We start from the raw sequence: 14,058 nt of genomic DNA on the forward strand, positions 1-14,058 counted from the left end.
CGGGGGGTTTTCTGCGGGGGCCGCCGTTTGGTGGCCCCCGGCGGGGGCTCATCTTGCCCCGGGGGGGGTTGGCCCCCCCCCCCCGGGGCCCCGGGGGGGGGGGGGGGCCCCCCCCCCCCGGTCCACCCACCCCACCCCCACCCCCCCCGCGGCGCCGCCGCGCACCCCACCCGCACCATGGAGGGATGAGAACCGCGGTCCAGGGCACAGTGGCAGCCGGCTTCGAGCCCGTCCGCCAAGCCTTCGTACGCAACTTCGAGCAGCGCGGCGAACGCGGCGCCGCCGTCGCCGTCTACCAGGACGGGCGAAAGGTCGTCGACCTGTGGGCCGGCAGCCGGGACGTGGACGGGCACGAGCCGTGGGCCATGGACACCGCGCAGGTCGTCCGTTCCGCGACCAAGGGCGTCGCCGCCGCCGTCGTGCTGCTGCTCCACCAGCGCGGCCAGATCGACCTGGACGCCCCGGTCGGCACGTACTGGCCGGAGTTCAAGGCGGCCGGCAAGGAGCGGGTCGTCGTACGCCAACTGCTCTCGCACCGCTCCGGGCTGCCCGTCCTCGACCGCCCGCTCACCCCGGCCGAGGCGGCCGACGGCATGTCCGGCCCGGCGAGGATCGCCGCGCAGCGCCCCGTCTGGGAGCCCGGCACCGACCACGGTTACCACGCGCAGACGTACAGCTGGCTGCTCGGCGAACTCGTCCGCCGCGTCACCGGCCGCACCATCGGCCGCTGGGTCGCCGAGGAGATCGCCCGCCCGCTCGGCCTCGACTTCTGGATCGGGCTGCCCGGCCACGAGGCGAGCCGGGTCGGCCGCATCGGTCCGGTCGAGGAGCCCGCCGCGCCGGACGGCGGCGGCCTCAAGCTGCGCCCCAAGCGCGCCGTCTCCGAGGCCTACCGCGACCCCGAGTCCCTCACCCGCCGCGCCTTCGGGGCGATCGACCCGGCCCCGGACGAGAACGACCCGGCGTTCCGCGCCGCCGAACTCCCCGCGTCCAACGGCATCTCCACCGCCCGCGCGCTGGCCCGCTTCTACGCGTCGACGATCGGCGAGGTCGACGGCGGACCCCGGCTCTTCGCTCCGGCCACCCTCACCCTCGCCCGCACCGAGGAATCGTCGGGCCCCGACCGCGTCCTGGTCGTCCCCACCCGTTTCGGCCTCGGCTACATGCTGCACGGCCCCGCATCCCCGCTGCTCGGCCCCGGCTCCTTCGGCCACCCCGGCCGCGGCGGCTCCCTCGGCTTCGCCGACCCCGAGTCGGGCATCGCGCTCGGCTACGCAACCAACGGCATGCGCAAGGGAGTTACGGCGGACCCGCGGGCCCAGGCGCTGATCAGGGCGGTACGTTCAGCGATATGAGCAGCCGGATGAGCAGCGAGATGAGACGTTTCGAGGGGCACGGCGTACTGATCACGGGCGCGGCGCGCGGCATCGGCGAGGCGACCGCACGCAGGCTCGCCTCCGAAGGAGCCCGGGTTCTCGTCACCGACGTGGACGCCGAGCGTGCCGCGAAGACGGCCGGGGACATACCGGGCGCCGCGTCCTTCGGCTGCGACGTGGCCGACCGTACGGCTGTCGAAGCGGCCGTCGCGTACGCCGTCGAGCGCTTCGGCACCCTGGACGTGCTGGTCAACAACGCCTTCTCGTGCAGCCTCGACACCCGGGCGTTCGAGGACCAGCCGGACGACACCTGGCACCTGGATCTGGACATCAGCCTGACCGGCGCCTTCCGGTGCGCCCGCGCCGCGCTCCCCCACCTCGCCGCGTCGGGACGCGGCGCGATCGTCAACATCGGCTCCGTCAACGGCGAGCAGGACTTCGGCAACCACGCCTACAGCGCGGCCAAGGCAGGCCTCGCCTCGCTGACCCGTACCCTGGCGGGCGACGCGGCAGCCCGCGGCGTCCGCGTCAACCAGGTCAACCCGGGCACGGTCCGCACGCCCTCCTGGGCCGGGCGCGAGGCACAGCTCGACGCGGTGAGCCGCCTCTATCCGCTCGGCCGGGTCGGCGAGCCGGAGGACATCGCGGCCGCGGTGGCGTTCCTGGCATCGCGCGACGCGGCCTGGATCACGGGCACGACGCTGCGCGTCGACGGCGGACTGCTCGCGGTGAACACGGTGTTCAGCCAGGTCCTGGCAGGGGAGTGACCCGCATTCACTGCGCCGGTCCCGCGGCCACGCAGAATTCATTGCCCTCCGGGTCGGCCATCACGACGTGATGGCCGTCGAACTCCGCGAGGACGCTCCCACCGGCCTTCACCAGCCGCTCGGACTCGGCCCGGATCCTCGCCCACCGCTCCTCGGGGCTGCCGTGACCGGGCACCCGGACGTCCATGTGGAGCCGGTTCTTCGCGGACTTCGGCTCGGGCACCTTGAGTATGCACAGCCGGGGCCCGACACCGTCGGGATCGCAGAGCCACGCCCCGTCGTCCTCGTCCTCGTCGTCGTCCAGGTCGAACTGCGCGAGCCACTCCTCGCGGGTCTTGAACGGAGCGGGCGGCGGCTCGTCCACATACCCCAGCGCCTGCTTCCAGAAGTCGGCGAGCAGCTGCGCGTCCGTACAGTCGAGCGTCAAATCGATTCTGGCTGCCATGACCGGACCGTACTGCCCGCCTATGACAATCGAGGCTCCGCGCGGCGCCGCCCCGCCACCAGCACGAACGTGACGGAGATCAACAGCGCCCACGCCCCGACCTTCGCAACGGACACCGGCTGCCAGCCGGTGAGCTGGTGCGGATAGCTCCAGGCGCCCGCGTACGTGGCGATGTTCTCCGCGATCCAGAGGAAGAAGCCGATGAGCACGAACGACAGGGCGAGCGGCATCCGGTACTCCTGCGCCCCGACGCGGAAGCGCACCCAGGTCCCGGCGGTCGCGCACAGCAGCGCGGCGGCCAGCGCCCAGCGGAGGTCGGGCAGCCAGTGGTGGCTGAAGAAGTTCAGATAGACCGCGCCGGCGAGCGCCGCCATGATCCGCGGCCGGTAGCCGTCCAGGCGCAGCTCGAACAGATGCCAGGCGCGACAGACGTAGCTGCCCACCGCCGCGTACAGAAAACCGCCGTACAGCGGCACACCGGCGATCTTCGTCAGCGCTTCCTCCGGGTAACTCCAGGACCCCATCTGCACCTTGACCAGCTCGAAGAGCAGCCCGATGAGATGGCATCCGGCGATCACGGCGGTGTCGCGCGCGCTGTCCCAGCCGAGCTTCCTGGCCAGCGCCGCGAGCAGGATTCCGTACAGCAGCACCAGGTCGTAGCGCGCGATGGGCAGGTCGGGCAGCAGGCCGGAGACCGCGATGCCGCCGACGAGCGCGAAGGCGAAGGCGCAGCAGCGGGCCTGCAGCCTGCCGAAGCGGAGCAGCTGACGTGTCCAGTGCGTGATCGTCCCCATGCCGGGGAGGACGCCCGGAGCACACCCCGCGGTTCGATCGACGGTTCGATCAGCGGTTCGGTCGGCGGTTCGGGCTGGTCAGCTGGCCGGACATGCCGACAACCGTGATCGCGGAACGGATCGGCTGGACCAGTGGCCTGACCGTGCTTCTTAGTTTTCCAACGGATCGCTTGACCTGCCGTTGCAGTAGTCCCACGTGCATACGCCGGGCCAGTACTCGGTGCGCGAGGTGTTGTAGAGCTCGGCGGCCAGGTCGGCGACCTGGGACTGAGTCATGCCCGGGGCCCTGCGGAGGATCTGAGGGGAGTCGACGACTGCGGTGGCGGCCACGGTGCTGTAGTCGGCCCAGACACAGATCGGGACCTGCATCGTCGCGACGGGGCGCGTCCGTGCCTTCACCTCCCATATACGCGTGAGTTCAGTGTTCTGGCACTCCATCAGGGCACCCTTGAAGCCCTTGGGGTCGAACTTCTCGCGGGGGCCGATCAGCTTGCCCCTGAACGACTGGTCGCCGTCCTTGATCGACTGGAAGAAGTTGTCGAGCGCCTCGTCCGGGTCGTCGATCGTGCCCCAGTAACCTTCGACAAACAGTGTCTTCCGCTGGCTGCGGCCCTGGTTGTCCTTGTACTGGTACCGGTATTGGGCTTGCGCCATGGCCGGCTCTTTGACGCCGATGCCCTCCGCCTCGATCGGAGGGCCTTCGGTGACCCCCTGCATGCAGTCCGCGTCGGACGGCGCCCCGTCGCACTGCCTGGTGGACATATCCCTCAGGTGCTCCTTGTGCTTCTTGTAAGGGCCGACCGACTCGGCCGGGGTCAGCATGTACCCATTCGTATCCCGGCCCACGCCGTGGGACTTCGTATCCCGGCCTACGCCGTGGGGCGCCAGGGCGTACACGGCGCCTCCGGCCAGGGCGAGCGAAACCACGACGCCCGCCACGGCCAGACCCCTCTTTTTCGGGTTGCCACGCATGACACTTCCCTCTCTGCTGGTTCATGCGTTCCGACCACCGGAGGAGACGGAAGGTTGCTCGCCAGCACCCCCGGCACCACCTGGCCCTTCTTGGCCTCGCGGCAGCCCTGTGCTGCTACAAGTGACTCCGCCGGCCGACGTACGGGCGCGTGGTGCGGTGCTCCTCCACTTGACTGCCGTCCTCTGTCCGTTGAGTGGCCCGTGGGCCATCCGTGGGCCAGTAGGACGGTTGCGGGCAGCCGGGTGACGTCTGAGCAGGTCACACGGGCTATGGATGCGGACTGCGCGACGCTCTTGGTTGCCCGCTCGATCGGGCACGGCAGGGGCACGGCTCAGTGGTCCGCTTCGGAAATCCTTCGGGGGTTGATCATGTAGCTGGCGCGGCGGAGGATACATCGGCTGCCGACACCAGGCAGCGTCGCCGGCCGGTATTCCGAACCTGGCCGGCCAGCGTCCCCAGTCGAGGGGCGCAAGGCGCGCGATTACGATGGGCGTGTTGCCCCATCGAGGGCTTGACCAGGGCTCGGCCCAGAGCCCGGGCTTGCGGGTGGCGCCGACGCCCCAGGGCGGGCATCACGCGCCCACCTCTCTTCACCATGCATCTCAGCACTGCCAGGGAGCATTGTCATGGCTGCTCAATCTGCCTCGATCATCCTGGAGCGCCCGGCGCAGGAGCTGGCCGACGCGACCTCGAACCATCCGTTCCTGTACGAGCTGAAGCCGACCGAAGCGCGCAAGGTCCTCGACGACCTGCAAGTCGCGCCGATCGACAAGCTGCCGGTCGACGAGGAGTGGATCACCGTGCCGGCCTCCGTGGGCGACGTGCGGGTGCGCATCGTCAAACCGAAGGGCGTCACCGGAACGCTGCCCGTCGTGCTGTACATGCACGGCGGCGGCTGGGTGCTGGGCAACGCCGCCACCCATGATCGCCTGGTGCGGGAGTTGGCGGTCGGTGCCCGCGCGGCGGTGGCCTTCGTGGAGTACACCCGCTCACCGGAGGCCCAATACCCCGTGGCCATCGAGCAGGGCTACGCCACCGCACAGTGGATCACACGCGAGGGAGCGTCCAAGAGTCTGGACGCCCGGCGTATGGCGGTGGCTGGCGACTCGGTCGGCGGGAACATGACCGCCGCGCTCGCCCTGATGGCCAAGGAACGCGGTGACGTCACGTTCGTGCAGCAGTCGATGTACTACCCGGTCACGGACGCGGCCATGGACACCAAGTCCTACGACCAGTTCGACACCGGCTACTACCTCAGCCGCAAGGCGATGGAGTGGTTCTGGGACGCCTACATCACCGACCCGAAGCAGCGCGCGGAGATCACCGCCTCTCCCAACCACGCCACCACCGAGCAGCTCACCGACCTTCCGCCCACCCTGCTGATCGTCGACGAGGCCGACGTGCTGCGCGACGAGGGCGAGGCGTACGCCGCCAAGCTGCGCGCCGCTGGCGTCCCGGTCACCACGGTGCGCTACGACGGCACGGTGCACGACTTCATGATGATCAACTCGCTCAGCCAGACCAAAGCCACGCGAGCAGCCGTCGACCAGGCCGTCTCTCTCCTGCGCGACGCCCTCGGAACCGGCTAGCGTCAGGTCCAACCGAGAACGAGCAGAGCAACTGGGCTTGTCAGTTGGGGACGGCGCGCAGGGTGCGGGGGCTGTCGGCGGTGATGCGGTAGTTGAGTTGGGCCTGATCGCCGCTGGTGCGCAGTTCTTCGAGGATGAGGGGGTGGTGGTCGGTGCCGTGGGTGACGCGCAGGGTGTGGATGACCGGTGTGGCGTCGGGGAGTTCCAGGGCGCTGCGTTCGTCGGCTTGGGGCATGCGGGCGCGTACGGTCTCGGACCAGGTGAGCTTGTGGCCGGCGGCTGTGAGGGCGGCGTGGCCGGTTGTTGTCCACGAACGTGTGCGCCACTTCGGTGCGCAACGGCAGGGCTCGGCAATCTCTCGCCATATGCGGTGCGGCTGGTCAGCTCGCGCGCAGCATCAGGCCGATGCCCACCACCATCAGACCCGCCGCCGCGATCCTCGGACCGCCGAACCGCTCCTTGAAGAACAGCGCTCCGATCGCCGCGCCCACGATGATCGAAGTCAACTCTTGCTGAAGCAGTAATTAGTTTCCTGGTCAGCGCAGGGTGGAACGGTGATCAGTCGGCGGCGGGGCCAACGGATGCATCAGGACCGGTGGCCACGTCACGACGGGGGCCAGGGGGACCGCTGGTCGGTGGCCTGTGTCCCACCCCCATCGCGCCGGCTGACGACTGACTCTGCGGCGGCGAGGGCGAGGTGCCACGGGTACGCGTCGGGTCGGCCTTCACCTGGCTTGTTCGGAACGAACCCGCCTTCCCCGTAGAGCACGTGAACACCCATGGCACGGAGGGTTGCAACGCTGCGGTCGAACTGCGTGTGCTGTACGTACGCGGCGTTGACGCAGGGCATCGTGATCACAGGGATGCCCTTGCCGGTTCCCTCAGCCACGAATCCGACCACGAACTTCTCTGTGATCCCCAATGCCCATTGATTGATCGTGTTGAACGTCGCAGGAGCCAGTACGGCAACATCAGCTGGAGGCCACACATCGGGGTCCTTGGGCAGCTTGTAGCGGCTTCGCACCGGGTGCCCGGTCAGTTCCTCCAAGGCGGGCACTTGATCGTCCAGCCAGCGAGCGGCGGTAGGCGTCAGCCCCAGACAGACATCCCACCCCGCCGCCTGTGCCCTCTCGATGGCGCCGGCGACATTGAGCACCGGAGGGGCCGCGCTGCCCAGCAAGTACAGGACTCGGTTCGCAGTCATGGCCGCAGTTCACCTTGGATATTCGGGCTTGCGCAACCGCAGATGACTGAGCCCCTGGAGACAGTTCGCCGTTCCCCGTACTGGTGGGACGGGTAGCGTTTCCCGTGAGCGCGCCATGGAATGGAGCCCCTTCAATGCCTCTCACCGAAGGCGAGCACACAGGCACCCGGATCGCGTACCACCGCAAGCGGGCCGGGCTGACCCAACGTGGCCTGGCTCAGAAGATCCCGTACTCCTACAGCCTGCTCACTCAGGTCGAGAGCGGCCACAAGCCCGCGAGTCCTGACCTGGTCGCCACGGTCGCCAAGGTGCTACGTGTCGACGTCACCTCGCTGACCGGTCAGCCGTACGTGACCGAACTTCAGCAAGACCGTCTCGCAGAACTCGTGCGACCCATCAGGGAAGCACTGGATCTCTACGACCTGGGGCCAGACCCCGCGATCACCCCCCGCACCACGCCTCAGCTCGTGGCCGCGGCCGAGAACCTGTGCCGCCTGGTGCGGGCGACGAAACTCCATGACGCTGCGCTCGAACTTCCCGAGATCATCGCCGAGATCACCACCGCTGCCTACCGCGCGCCGTCTTCAGAAATCTGGGCGGCGCTGTCCAGTACGTATCGCACCGCTCACGACGTGACGGTCAAACTCGGCTACTACGACTTGTCCACCGTGGCGCTCGATCGCATGGACTGGGCCGCTTCGCGTGCGTCTGATCCCTTGCTGGCGGCGGTCCGGCAGTACATGCGGGCGCTGGTGTACTTCCGAGAAGGCGAGTACTCCATCGGCCAGCGCCTCATCGTGGCTGGTCAAAACACCCTGGGGCAGGCTCAGCCATCACGAGAACGCTTCGCCGTGGCGGGTCAGCTCCACCTCGGGGCCTCGATCATCGCCGCGCGTGCTCGTGATCACAGTGAAGTCACGGCACATCTGGCAGAGGCACGCGCCTATGCCTCCCGTGTAGGCGAGGCATCGGATGTGCTGTGGCTGTCGTTCGGTCCGACCAACGTGAGGGTTCACGCGTTGTCGGCCCATATCGAGATGGGCGAATTCGGCGAAGCGCTGCGTCAGGCCGAAGAGGTCCGCATCCCGAATGACTGGGCGGTGTCCCGGGCTTCTCACTTCTACGTGGACCGGGCTCGCGTCCAGATGGAGGCCGGCCGCACCGAAGCTGCGCTGAAGTCCCTCACCACGGCACGGCGGTTGGCTCCGCAGCAGACCCGGTATCACGCGGGAGCTCGGGAGACCATCCGTGGTCTGGTGCATCTGGCTCGACGTACTCCCGACACCCTTGATCACTTGGCCGCCTGGGTGGGCCTGTAGGACTCTCACACCTGGCCCCCGACTTTCACTGGACTGTGAAAGTCGGGGGCTTTGTGTGTCGCCAGCATGGTTGAACAGCCGGTTCACCGATCACCGGGACCAGAGGTGGGCGACATGCAGGCGAATGAGAGGCCAGTGGTACAGCGTTGGACTCGCCATCCTGCAAGCGTTGGCAGAGCGCGTTCCGAGAAGGCGCCGGTCAATTGGTGCCTCGACGCGGTCGAGGCCGCGGCACTGGTCGTGCTGTCTGAGCTGGTCACCAATGCCGTTCGGCATGCGCGGGTGTCGCCGGGACGCGAGATCGAGACGCGGTATCTGCGTGAGGCGGATGGGGTCCGCATCGAGGTTCACGACGCGGCTGAGGAACGTCCCGCAGCTCGCGTGCCTGGAGAGTCCGGCGGCTGGGGCCTTGGCCTCGTCGACGATCTTTCCGACCGGTGGGGCGTCGACGATCGCGATGGGGTCGGCAAGTCGGTCTGGGCCGTGGTGACTGCCCCCGCCGGGAATGAGGCGCGATGGCTCGGGTGATGGCGCTGCGGGTGCGGCGTGGGGACTGGGTCAGTGCGCACGGACAGTGGCGGGAAGTCCAGGCGGCCCGCTCCGACCGGTACGCCTCGGGCGGCCTGCAGGTGGTCCTGGTCTTCAAGGCGGGTCCTGCGCTGCGGGTGAATGCGGCCGATGTGCTGACGGTGGATCGCGGTGGCCGGGCTGTGCGAGTCAAGCCGAGAGGAGGGCATGCGTGATGGCGGACAGGGCTGTGTTGCGCTTCGTGGATTGGGTGTTGCAGCTTGACACTTCTGGGAGCGGCCCGATCTTCGAGGCCGAGTGCACGACGTGCCAGGAGTCGTCGGGAGCTGCTGACGGCAAGGAGCAGCCGGAGGTGTGGTGCCTGCGGCACGCGGGCCGTTCCGGACACACGGGCTTCCGGGCGGTAACGACCACGTTCTTCCGAGCAACGCGGGCTGAGAGCGGCGGTGCCGACTCATGAAGCAGCGATTATTCGCGTTCGGGATCGTCGTGTTCTGGAGCGTGATGTATGTGCCGTTGGCGGTGATCAGCGATCCCTACTCGCCAGCCCTTTAACTTCCGGTCTTTGTAAGCCGGTTGCGAGCCGGACCGCCCCTCTCGCCTGGACAGCATTCGGGGCAGTCCGGTTCGGGATGCAGATGCAACCCGGTGCCGATGGTACCGGGGACTTCGCCGTGCTCACGCCCGATGATCCCCCTGATGGTCAGAGTCAAGCCAGAGCTCGGGGAAGGGACTTGAGACAGATGCACGACCCAGAGGACGCGGGTTTTGAGAACGAGGCGTTCGACCCTGACGACGTGGTTTGGGTGCATGGGGTGGACTACGTGGCGGGCTGGCGGGGCGCGGCTGATGCCGGTCCGGAGTTGGCGGACGCGTTGGCGGCGGCTGGGTTCGACACGACGGGACTCGAATGGCGGGCCAAGGCGAGTGCGGACGGGTCCGGGGCGGTGCGCTTGGTGATCTCGGCGGCAGCGGCTCATGATCTGGCAGCGGTGGTGCGGGCGGTTGCTCGGCTGGGCAAGGTCAGCTGAGCCAGTGCGCTGCATGTGCTCTGTCGACGCGTGATGGGACCAAGTAGGCGCGCACGCTTTCCAAGTCTGTTGGTGGGTCCCAAGAGGTCGTAAGAAGCCGTTCACCTGCGTCCATGGTCGGCCACCCACCTTCCTCTGAGCCGGCCGTGGCCTCGGTTGAACAGCGGTGACCGCGGCTGAATGAGACGGAAACTGAGACGGTCCGCGCCTGGCCGCTGGCTGCCCTGGCCTGCGGAACACGGGGTGATGGGGCGCCCGCCTGGAGACGGCTGGGTCAGAGGGCGGCGAGGCAGATGGCGGTGTAGTGCGCCGCGAAGGCCGTCACGGTGAACGCGTGGAAGACCTCGTGGTACCCGAACCAGCGGGGTGAGGGGTCTGGGCGCTGCAGGGCGTAGACGACTGCGCCGGCGCTGTAGAGGAGGCCGCCGGCCACGATCAGTGTCAGTACGGCTGCCCCGCCGGTGTGCAGGAAGTCGGGCAGGTAGCGCACCGGTGCCCAGCCCAGGGCGAGGTAGCAGGGCGTGTATAGCCAGCGGGGAGCCCTGACCCACAGCGCGCGGAAGGCGACGCCAGCCAGCGCGCCCGTCCATACGATCCACAGCAGGACCGTCCGCTGACCCGGGGGGAGCAGGAGTACCGCCAGGGGAGTGCAGGTGCCGGCGATGATCAGGAAGATGTTGGCGTGGTCCAGGCGCCGCAGAACAGCCTCACCCAGCGGCCCCCAGGTGCCGCGGTGGTACACCGCGCTCGTTCCGAACAGCAGCCAGGCGGTGACCGAGTACACGGTGCAGGCAAGGACCGCCTGCGGCGTGCGGGCCAGAAGGATGAGGAAGACGCCCGCGATCAGCGAGGCAGGAACCATGCCCGCGTGGAGCCAGCCGCGCAGCTTCGGTTTGAGCGGCTCCACGATGTCGGCTGCCCGCTCCACGAGAGCAGCGACAGGACCGGATTCCTCTCCCGCCTGGTCACCGGTCGACCCGGCTGGGCGGGCTGTGTCGCTGTCGGGGTGCGGCGGGCCGGGGGAGACATCATCGTGTGCTGGGACGTGGGGGTCATGGGCAGCCATGCGGTCATGCTAGGCAGCGTTCGACGGCAGCCTTTGTCGACGAGGTGAGATGACAACAGACGACTCGCTTGGCCGTCTTGAAGACGATGACTACCCCGCCTACACGACGGGGCGAGCAGCCGAGACGCGGCACCACCCCCGCCTTCCTGCGGGCCTTCGGCGAAGCAAGGCTGATCACTCCACTGCGCTCGGAGGGTGGCCCACCATCTACCGTCAGCAGTCAGCAGTCAGCAGTCAGCAGTCAGTGGGCCGGGCGTCGGTGCGAGCGCGATATCGAGCGCACGAGCAGGTACAGCACGGCGACGAAAGCAGCACCCCGATGGAGAGCAGGTACAGCATTCCGTCCACGACAGCGCCAATGATCACCAGCGCAATGGCGCTGCTGAGCAGAACCAGGAAGAGGACCATCGCGCTACGCCTCCCTGTGTCATGGCGGCGGTAGGGACTGGACTACGGGGGCTGCATCATGGCGCGAGCCGAGCCGTCTACCAATAGTGACGGCGTCCGCCGACCGCGTGACCGACCGCCCCGAGGATCCAGAGAATGACTCCGATGACGAGCAGGATGATCCCGATGGTCCACAGGACGGCAATGCTGGCCACAAACCCGATGACGAGCAGGATGACCCCGAGAATGATCATGATGACCTCCGGCCTCGCGGGTACCTCAATCTCAGAGTAGGCGCGTCTCATGGCGGTGGACTGCCAGGCAGTCCCCGAGCTCGGACCCGGATTCTCGACCGTGGCCTCTTCCCTTGCCGGTTACAGCTGCTACGCCCAGACTCAGCCCCGGGCAGGTGACGAAAAGGGGCCAGCACGCGGCAACCGGCACATCAGGAGTCCTCTTCCATGCCGAGGGCGGACCGTAGCTTCTGATGTGCTTCTCCAGTGCCGCCGCCCTGCTGCCCTTCCAGCAGGGCGGCTGCTGCCACGCCCGGCCAGCATGCGGACGCTCCAAGCGGGTTCGGCGAGATTCCGTCTTGGTGTGCGGCGAAGGGTCCTTAGGTGACGCGGTGGGCGCGGTGGCGGACTTCCCGGAGGCGAACGTTCGACGGGAGGCGGTCCAGGCCTGCCGAGTCTCGTGCGCGTGCGAGCGTTTCCCGGCTGAGTCGGCCCAGGGTCTGCTCTGGTTCCGCGGGAGGCTCCAGCCACAGCCGCACTCGTGCGACCGGAGCAGTACGCCGGCCTGTCAGCCGCACGTGAGCTCGCGAGACTCCGTCCATGGCCTGTGACTCTTCTTCGATCACATCCTCCAGCGCGCGGCCGTTGAGTTGGGCCGCCGCGCCGTCTTCGCTGTCGACGAGGACCTGGCCCAGCCGGTGCCGGAGTTGCGCAGTAAGCCACCACAGCAGCAACGCCAGCAACACGGCGAGCACCGCGATGACGGCCGGCCACCACCAGACCTCTTCCCGCCACCGGGTGCGTCCCACGGTGCCCAGCACCACATCGTCCGGCCCCCGGAAGGGCCACCAACCCGGCACGTCGAAACCCCAGCGGCGCTGAAGATCCAGCCCGCCCAGCAGCACGCCGCCACCCAGGGCGAACAGTCCAAGGCCGAGCAGCCCCAGCAGCACCCGGTTCACTGTCTTGATCACCGGGATCACCTCAGCCTTTCTTCGGGCGCCGGACGCGCACGGCCAGCGTGGGTTGCCGGGCGAGCCCCAAAGTCCTCACGGCTTCGCCCAGCGCAGTGCCCAGGTCCGCGCGGACCTCGTCGAGATCGCGGAAATGGACCTGTGCCCGGGCCTTGACCTTCCGGCGGCCGACATCGACCCGTGCCGATTGGACACCGGACACCCGCATGGCCCGGTCGCGCAGAAGCAGGGCGGCTGCGCGGCGGTCGAGCCCGGCGCGGACCTCATCTGCTCTGGGGGTACCGGTGGGCTGCCGCATGGGTAGCAGCCTGCGCAGTCCCGGCGTCACCGCCAGCAGGAAAAGCCACAGGCCGAGGGCCATCGCCACTGCGGCCCCGACGATCATCCAGATGTCATCCAGCGGTCGTGTCGCCAGCTCCTCGGCGAGCCACCGTCGCCAGCGCATCGCAGGCCCGCCTGCCCGCACCGAGACCACGTCGTACAGGAGCAGTCCAGTGGCTGCGACGGACAGCAGGGCCACAATGGCCGCGGGGATCCGCCGCGCAGACCAGGAACGGCGGGCCGACCGGCTGGGTTCATGGGCCCCTGCCGTCGCGCCCTTGTCCGGGGGGTCACCGGAGGACGAAGCTGCCTGTCCAGGATGGGAGGGAAGGTCGCTGTCGCCGGTCGGTTGCCGCCTGGTGTTCGCGCTCATCTCATCTCACCCTCCCCAGGTCTGTGTGCCGCGAGTGCACCGAGTGCAGCCTCTCGACAGACACCGCGAGGTCGGAGACGTCCATGCCGGCCCATGTCCTGAGTCGTTCGGTGACCTCTCGGCGCACCGCGGCGCACTGCGACCCGATGTCGGACGGATAGCCCAGCTCCACGGTGATGCGCATCCGTGCTTCACCGAGCACGGCCGGCCGGCCGGCGGCAGACTCGCCGTCCCGCCGTGCGTCATTCCGCTCGGGTGCCCTCCGCACGGACGTCGTCACGCGTGGCGTCCGACGGCCGGGCGGTACGTGGCTGACCGACTCGGTGAACCGGCTCAGCGCCTCGCGGGCCACCTGGGAAGCGATCTTCGCAACGACCCGGTCGGCGACTGTGGTCGCACCCCGCTCCTGCTCCCCACGGGGACTGCCCGGGCGGCGATCGGCGTCACTGGTCACTGCCGCCAGTCTCCTCGAGCCCGTCGCTGGTCATCGCGGATCCGCTGGTGATCGTCACGGCGGCGGAAGAAGTCACCCGGTTCGAGATCACCCTCCATCAAGCGTCCCACCACAAGTCCGACGGCGCCCAGGACCAGCACCAGCAGGAAGGCCCAGAAGCCACCGAAATACCCGGCGAAACCCAGTGCCATTCCGGCAATCAAGCCGACCACGGCCTTGCTCAT

At 68.7% G+C, this 14,058-nt stretch carries 17 protein-coding genes and 3 pseudogenes; 8 read left to right on the forward strand and 12 right to left on the reverse strand.

The window, feature by feature from the left end; translation table 11 throughout:
- Nucleotides 1–185 precede the first annotated feature (185 nt).
- Together ACFYWY_RS11365 and ACFYWY_RS11370 are read left to right on the forward strand one after the other, a co-directional pair.
- Entirely contained in the window at nucleotides 186–1,355 is a 1,170-nt protein-coding gene (locus tag ACFYWY_RS11365; protein WP_389183300.1) for a serine hydrolase domain-containing protein, read from the forward strand.
- Nucleotides 1,356–1,375: 20 nt separating this feature from the next.
- On the forward strand, nucleotides 1,376–2,143 hold the full coding sequence (locus ACFYWY_RS11370; protein WP_389183774.1) for an SDR family NAD(P)-dependent oxidoreductase: 768 nt from the start codon (nucleotides 1,376–1,378) through the stop codon (nucleotides 2,141–2,143).
- 7 nt (nucleotides 2,144–2,150) lie between these two features.
- Here ACFYWY_RS11370 and ACFYWY_RS11375 read toward each other — a convergent pair whose 3' ends face one another.
- From ACFYWY_RS11375 to ACFYWY_RS11385, 3 genes are all read right to left on the reverse strand, one after another.
- The gene (locus tag ACFYWY_RS11375) at nucleotides 2,151–2,588 is read right to left on the reverse strand and encodes a VOC family protein (RefSeq protein ID WP_389183303.1); all 438 of its coding nucleotides are present in this window, start codon (nucleotides 2,586–2,588) and stop codon (nucleotides 2,151–2,153) included.
- Nucleotides 2,589–2,608: 20 nt separating this feature from the next.
- Nucleotides 2,609–3,382 (reverse strand): DUF817 domain-containing protein, encoded by a 774-nt coding sequence (locus tag ACFYWY_RS11380; RefSeq protein ID WP_389183305.1) that lies wholly within the window; start codon nucleotides 3,380–3,382, stop codon nucleotides 2,609–2,611.
- A gap of 150 nt (nucleotides 3,383–3,532) precedes the next feature.
- Nucleotides 3,533–4,354, reverse strand: coding sequence for a hypothetical protein (locus ACFYWY_RS11385; RefSeq protein WP_389183308.1), 822 nt, complete (start codon nucleotides 4,352–4,354; stop codon nucleotides 3,533–3,535).
- A 627-nt stretch (nucleotides 4,355–4,981) separates the two neighbouring features.
- On the opposite strand from ACFYWY_RS11385, the gene ACFYWY_RS11390 reads away from it, so the two are divergent.
- On the forward strand, nucleotides 4,982–5,944 hold the full coding sequence (locus ACFYWY_RS11390) for an alpha/beta hydrolase (protein ID WP_389183311.1): 963 nt from the start codon (nucleotides 4,982–4,984) through the stop codon (nucleotides 5,942–5,944).
- A gap of 40 nt (nucleotides 5,945–5,984) precedes the next feature.
- Here the strand turns inward: ACFYWY_RS11390 and ACFYWY_RS11395 are convergent.
- The 3 genes and pseudogenes from ACFYWY_RS11395 to ACFYWY_RS11405 form a co-directional block, all read right to left on the reverse strand.
- Nucleotides 5,985–6,239, reverse strand: a pseudogene (locus ACFYWY_RS11395) (UTRA domain-containing protein); the annotation flags it as partial.
- An 85-nt stretch (nucleotides 6,240–6,324) separates the two neighbouring features.
- Nucleotides 6,325–6,447 (reverse strand): annotated as a pseudogene (locus tag ACFYWY_RS11400) (EamA family transporter); the annotation flags it as partial.
- A 101-nt stretch (nucleotides 6,448–6,548) separates the two neighbouring features.
- The gene (locus ACFYWY_RS11405; RefSeq protein ID WP_389183314.1) at nucleotides 6,549–7,148 is read right to left on the reverse strand and encodes a flavoprotein; all 600 of its coding nucleotides are present in this window, start codon (nucleotides 7,146–7,148) and stop codon (nucleotides 6,549–6,551) included.
- A gap of 134 nt (nucleotides 7,149–7,282) precedes the next feature.
- Here ACFYWY_RS11405 and ACFYWY_RS11410 point away from each other — a divergent pair, with 134 nt between their 5' ends.
- The 4 genes from ACFYWY_RS11410 (at nucleotide 7,283) to ACFYWY_RS11425 (ending at nucleotide 10,026) form a co-directional block, all read left to right on the forward strand.
- Entirely contained in the window at nucleotides 7,283–8,467 is a 1,185-nt protein-coding gene (locus tag ACFYWY_RS11410) for a helix-turn-helix domain-containing protein (RefSeq protein ID WP_389183317.1), read from the forward strand.
- A 114-nt stretch (nucleotides 8,468–8,581) separates the two neighbouring features.
- Nucleotides 8,582–8,995, forward strand: coding sequence for an ATP-binding protein (locus tag ACFYWY_RS11415; RefSeq protein ID WP_389183320.1), 414 nt, complete (start codon nucleotides 8,582–8,584; stop codon nucleotides 8,993–8,995).
- Entirely contained in the window at nucleotides 8,983–9,210 is a 228-nt protein-coding gene (locus tag ACFYWY_RS11420; protein WP_389183323.1) for a hypothetical protein, read from the forward strand. Before ACFYWY_RS11415 ends, ACFYWY_RS11420 begins: the two co-directional genes overlap by 13 nt.
- A gap of 528 nt (nucleotides 9,211–9,738) precedes the next feature.
- The gene (locus ACFYWY_RS11425) at nucleotides 9,739–10,026 is read left to right on the forward strand and encodes a hypothetical protein (RefSeq protein WP_389183326.1); all 288 of its coding nucleotides are present in this window, start codon (nucleotides 9,739–9,741) and stop codon (nucleotides 10,024–10,026) included.
- A 274-nt stretch (nucleotides 10,027–10,300) separates the two neighbouring features.
- On the opposite strand, the gene ACFYWY_RS11430 is transcribed toward ACFYWY_RS11425, so the two are convergent.
- Nucleotides 10,301–11,092, reverse strand: coding sequence for a hemolysin III family protein (locus tag ACFYWY_RS11430; protein WP_389183329.1), 792 nt, complete (start codon nucleotides 11,090–11,092; stop codon nucleotides 10,301–10,303).
- 49 nt (nucleotides 11,093–11,141) lie between these two features.
- Here ACFYWY_RS11430 and ACFYWY_RS11435 point away from each other — a divergent pair.
- Nucleotides 11,142–11,292 (forward strand): annotated as a pseudogene (locus ACFYWY_RS11435) (MerR family transcriptional regulator); the annotation flags it as partial.
- Between the two features lie 285 nt (nucleotides 11,293–11,577).
- Here the strand turns inward: ACFYWY_RS11435 and ACFYWY_RS11440 are convergent.
- The 5 genes from ACFYWY_RS11440 to ACFYWY_RS11460 all read right to left on the reverse strand — a co-directional run bounded on the left by ACFYWY_RS11440 (nucleotide 11,578) and on the right by ACFYWY_RS11460 (nucleotide 14,058).
- Complete coding sequence (locus ACFYWY_RS11440; protein ID WP_389183333.1) at nucleotides 11,578–11,733, reverse strand: DUF6131 family protein; 156 nt, start codon at nucleotides 11,731–11,733, stop codon at nucleotides 11,578–11,580.
- Nucleotides 11,734–12,092: 359 nt separating this feature from the next.
- Nucleotides 12,093–12,686 carry an alkaline shock response membrane anchor protein AmaP gene (gene amaP, locus ACFYWY_RS11445; protein WP_389183336.1) on the reverse strand — a complete coding sequence of 198 codons (594 nt, stop codon included), beginning with the start codon at nucleotides 12,684–12,686 and terminating at the stop codon, nucleotides 12,093–12,095.
- Between the two features lie 10 nt (nucleotides 12,687–12,696).
- Complete coding sequence (locus ACFYWY_RS11450) at nucleotides 12,697–13,380, reverse strand: DUF6286 domain-containing protein (RefSeq protein ID WP_389183338.1); 684 nt, start codon at nucleotides 13,378–13,380, stop codon at nucleotides 12,697–12,699.
- 1 nt (nucleotide 13,381) lies between these two features.
- Nucleotides 13,382–13,834, reverse strand: a complete 453-nt coding sequence (locus ACFYWY_RS11455) for an Asp23/Gls24 family envelope stress response protein (RefSeq protein ID WP_389183341.1) — start codon at nucleotides 13,832–13,834, stop codon at nucleotides 13,382–13,384.
- Nucleotides 13,831–14,058 (reverse strand): hypothetical protein, encoded by a 228-nt coding sequence (locus tag ACFYWY_RS11460; RefSeq protein WP_389183344.1) that lies wholly within the window; start codon nucleotides 14,056–14,058, stop codon nucleotides 13,831–13,833. The genes ACFYWY_RS11455 and ACFYWY_RS11460 overlap by 4 nt, the downstream gene beginning before the upstream one ends.

The organism is Streptomyces sp. NPDC002870, assembly GCF_042888505.1.
Classification (GTDB): domain Bacteria; phylum Actinomycetota; class Actinomycetes; order Streptomycetales; family Streptomycetaceae; genus Streptomyces.

Excerpts from the sequence above, each read along its gene's own strand:
- ACFYWY_RS11365 (WP_389183300.1), top strand. The coding sequence starts at position 186 with ATGAGAACCGCGGTCCAGGGCACAGTGGCAGCCGGCTTCGAGCCCGTC.
- ACFYWY_RS11370 (WP_389183774.1), top strand. The coding sequence starts at position 1,376 with ATGAGACGTTTCGAGGGGCACGGCGTACTGATCACGGGCGCGGCGCGC.
- ACFYWY_RS11375 (WP_389183303.1), bottom strand. The coding sequence starts at position 2,588 with ATGGCAGCCAGAATCGATTTGACGCTCGACTGTACGGACGCGCAGCTG.
- ACFYWY_RS11380 (WP_389183305.1), bottom strand. The coding sequence starts at position 3,382 with ATGGGGACGATCACGCACTGGACACGTCAGCTGCTCCGCTTCGGCAGG.
- ACFYWY_RS11385 (WP_389183308.1), bottom strand. The coding sequence starts at position 4,354 with ATGCGTGGCAACCCGAAAAAGAGGGGTCTGGCCGTGGCGGGCGTCGTG.
- ACFYWY_RS11390 (WP_389183311.1), top strand. The coding sequence starts at position 4,982 with ATGGCTGCTCAATCTGCCTCGATCATCCTGGAGCGCCCGGCGCAGGAG.
- ACFYWY_RS11405 (WP_389183314.1), bottom strand. The coding sequence starts at position 7,148 with ATGACTGCGAACCGAGTCCTGTACTTGCTGGGCAGCGCGGCCCCTCCG.
- ACFYWY_RS11410 (WP_389183317.1), top strand. The coding sequence starts at position 7,283 with ATGCCTCTCACCGAAGGCGAGCACACAGGCACCCGGATCGCGTACCAC.
- ACFYWY_RS11415 (WP_389183320.1), top strand. The coding sequence starts at position 8,582 with ATGCAGGCGAATGAGAGGCCAGTGGTACAGCGTTGGACTCGCCATCCT.
- ACFYWY_RS11420 (WP_389183323.1), top strand. The coding sequence starts at position 8,983 with ATGGCTCGGGTGATGGCGCTGCGGGTGCGGCGTGGGGACTGGGTCAGT.
- ACFYWY_RS11425 (WP_389183326.1), top strand. The coding sequence starts at position 9,739 with ATGCACGACCCAGAGGACGCGGGTTTTGAGAACGAGGCGTTCGACCCT.
- ACFYWY_RS11430 (WP_389183329.1), bottom strand. The coding sequence starts at position 11,092 with ATGGCTGCCCATGACCCCCACGTCCCAGCACACGATGATGTCTCCCCC.
- ACFYWY_RS11440 (WP_389183333.1), bottom strand. The coding sequence starts at position 11,733 with ATGATCATTCTCGGGGTCATCCTGCTCGTCATCGGGTTTGTGGCCAGC.
- ACFYWY_RS11450 (WP_389183338.1), bottom strand. The coding sequence starts at position 13,380 with ATGAGCGCGAACACCAGGCGGCAACCGACCGGCGACAGCGACCTTCCC.
- ACFYWY_RS11460 (WP_389183344.1), bottom strand. The coding sequence starts at position 14,058 with ATGAGCAAGGCCGTGGTCGGCTTGATTGCCGGAATGGCACTGGGTTTC.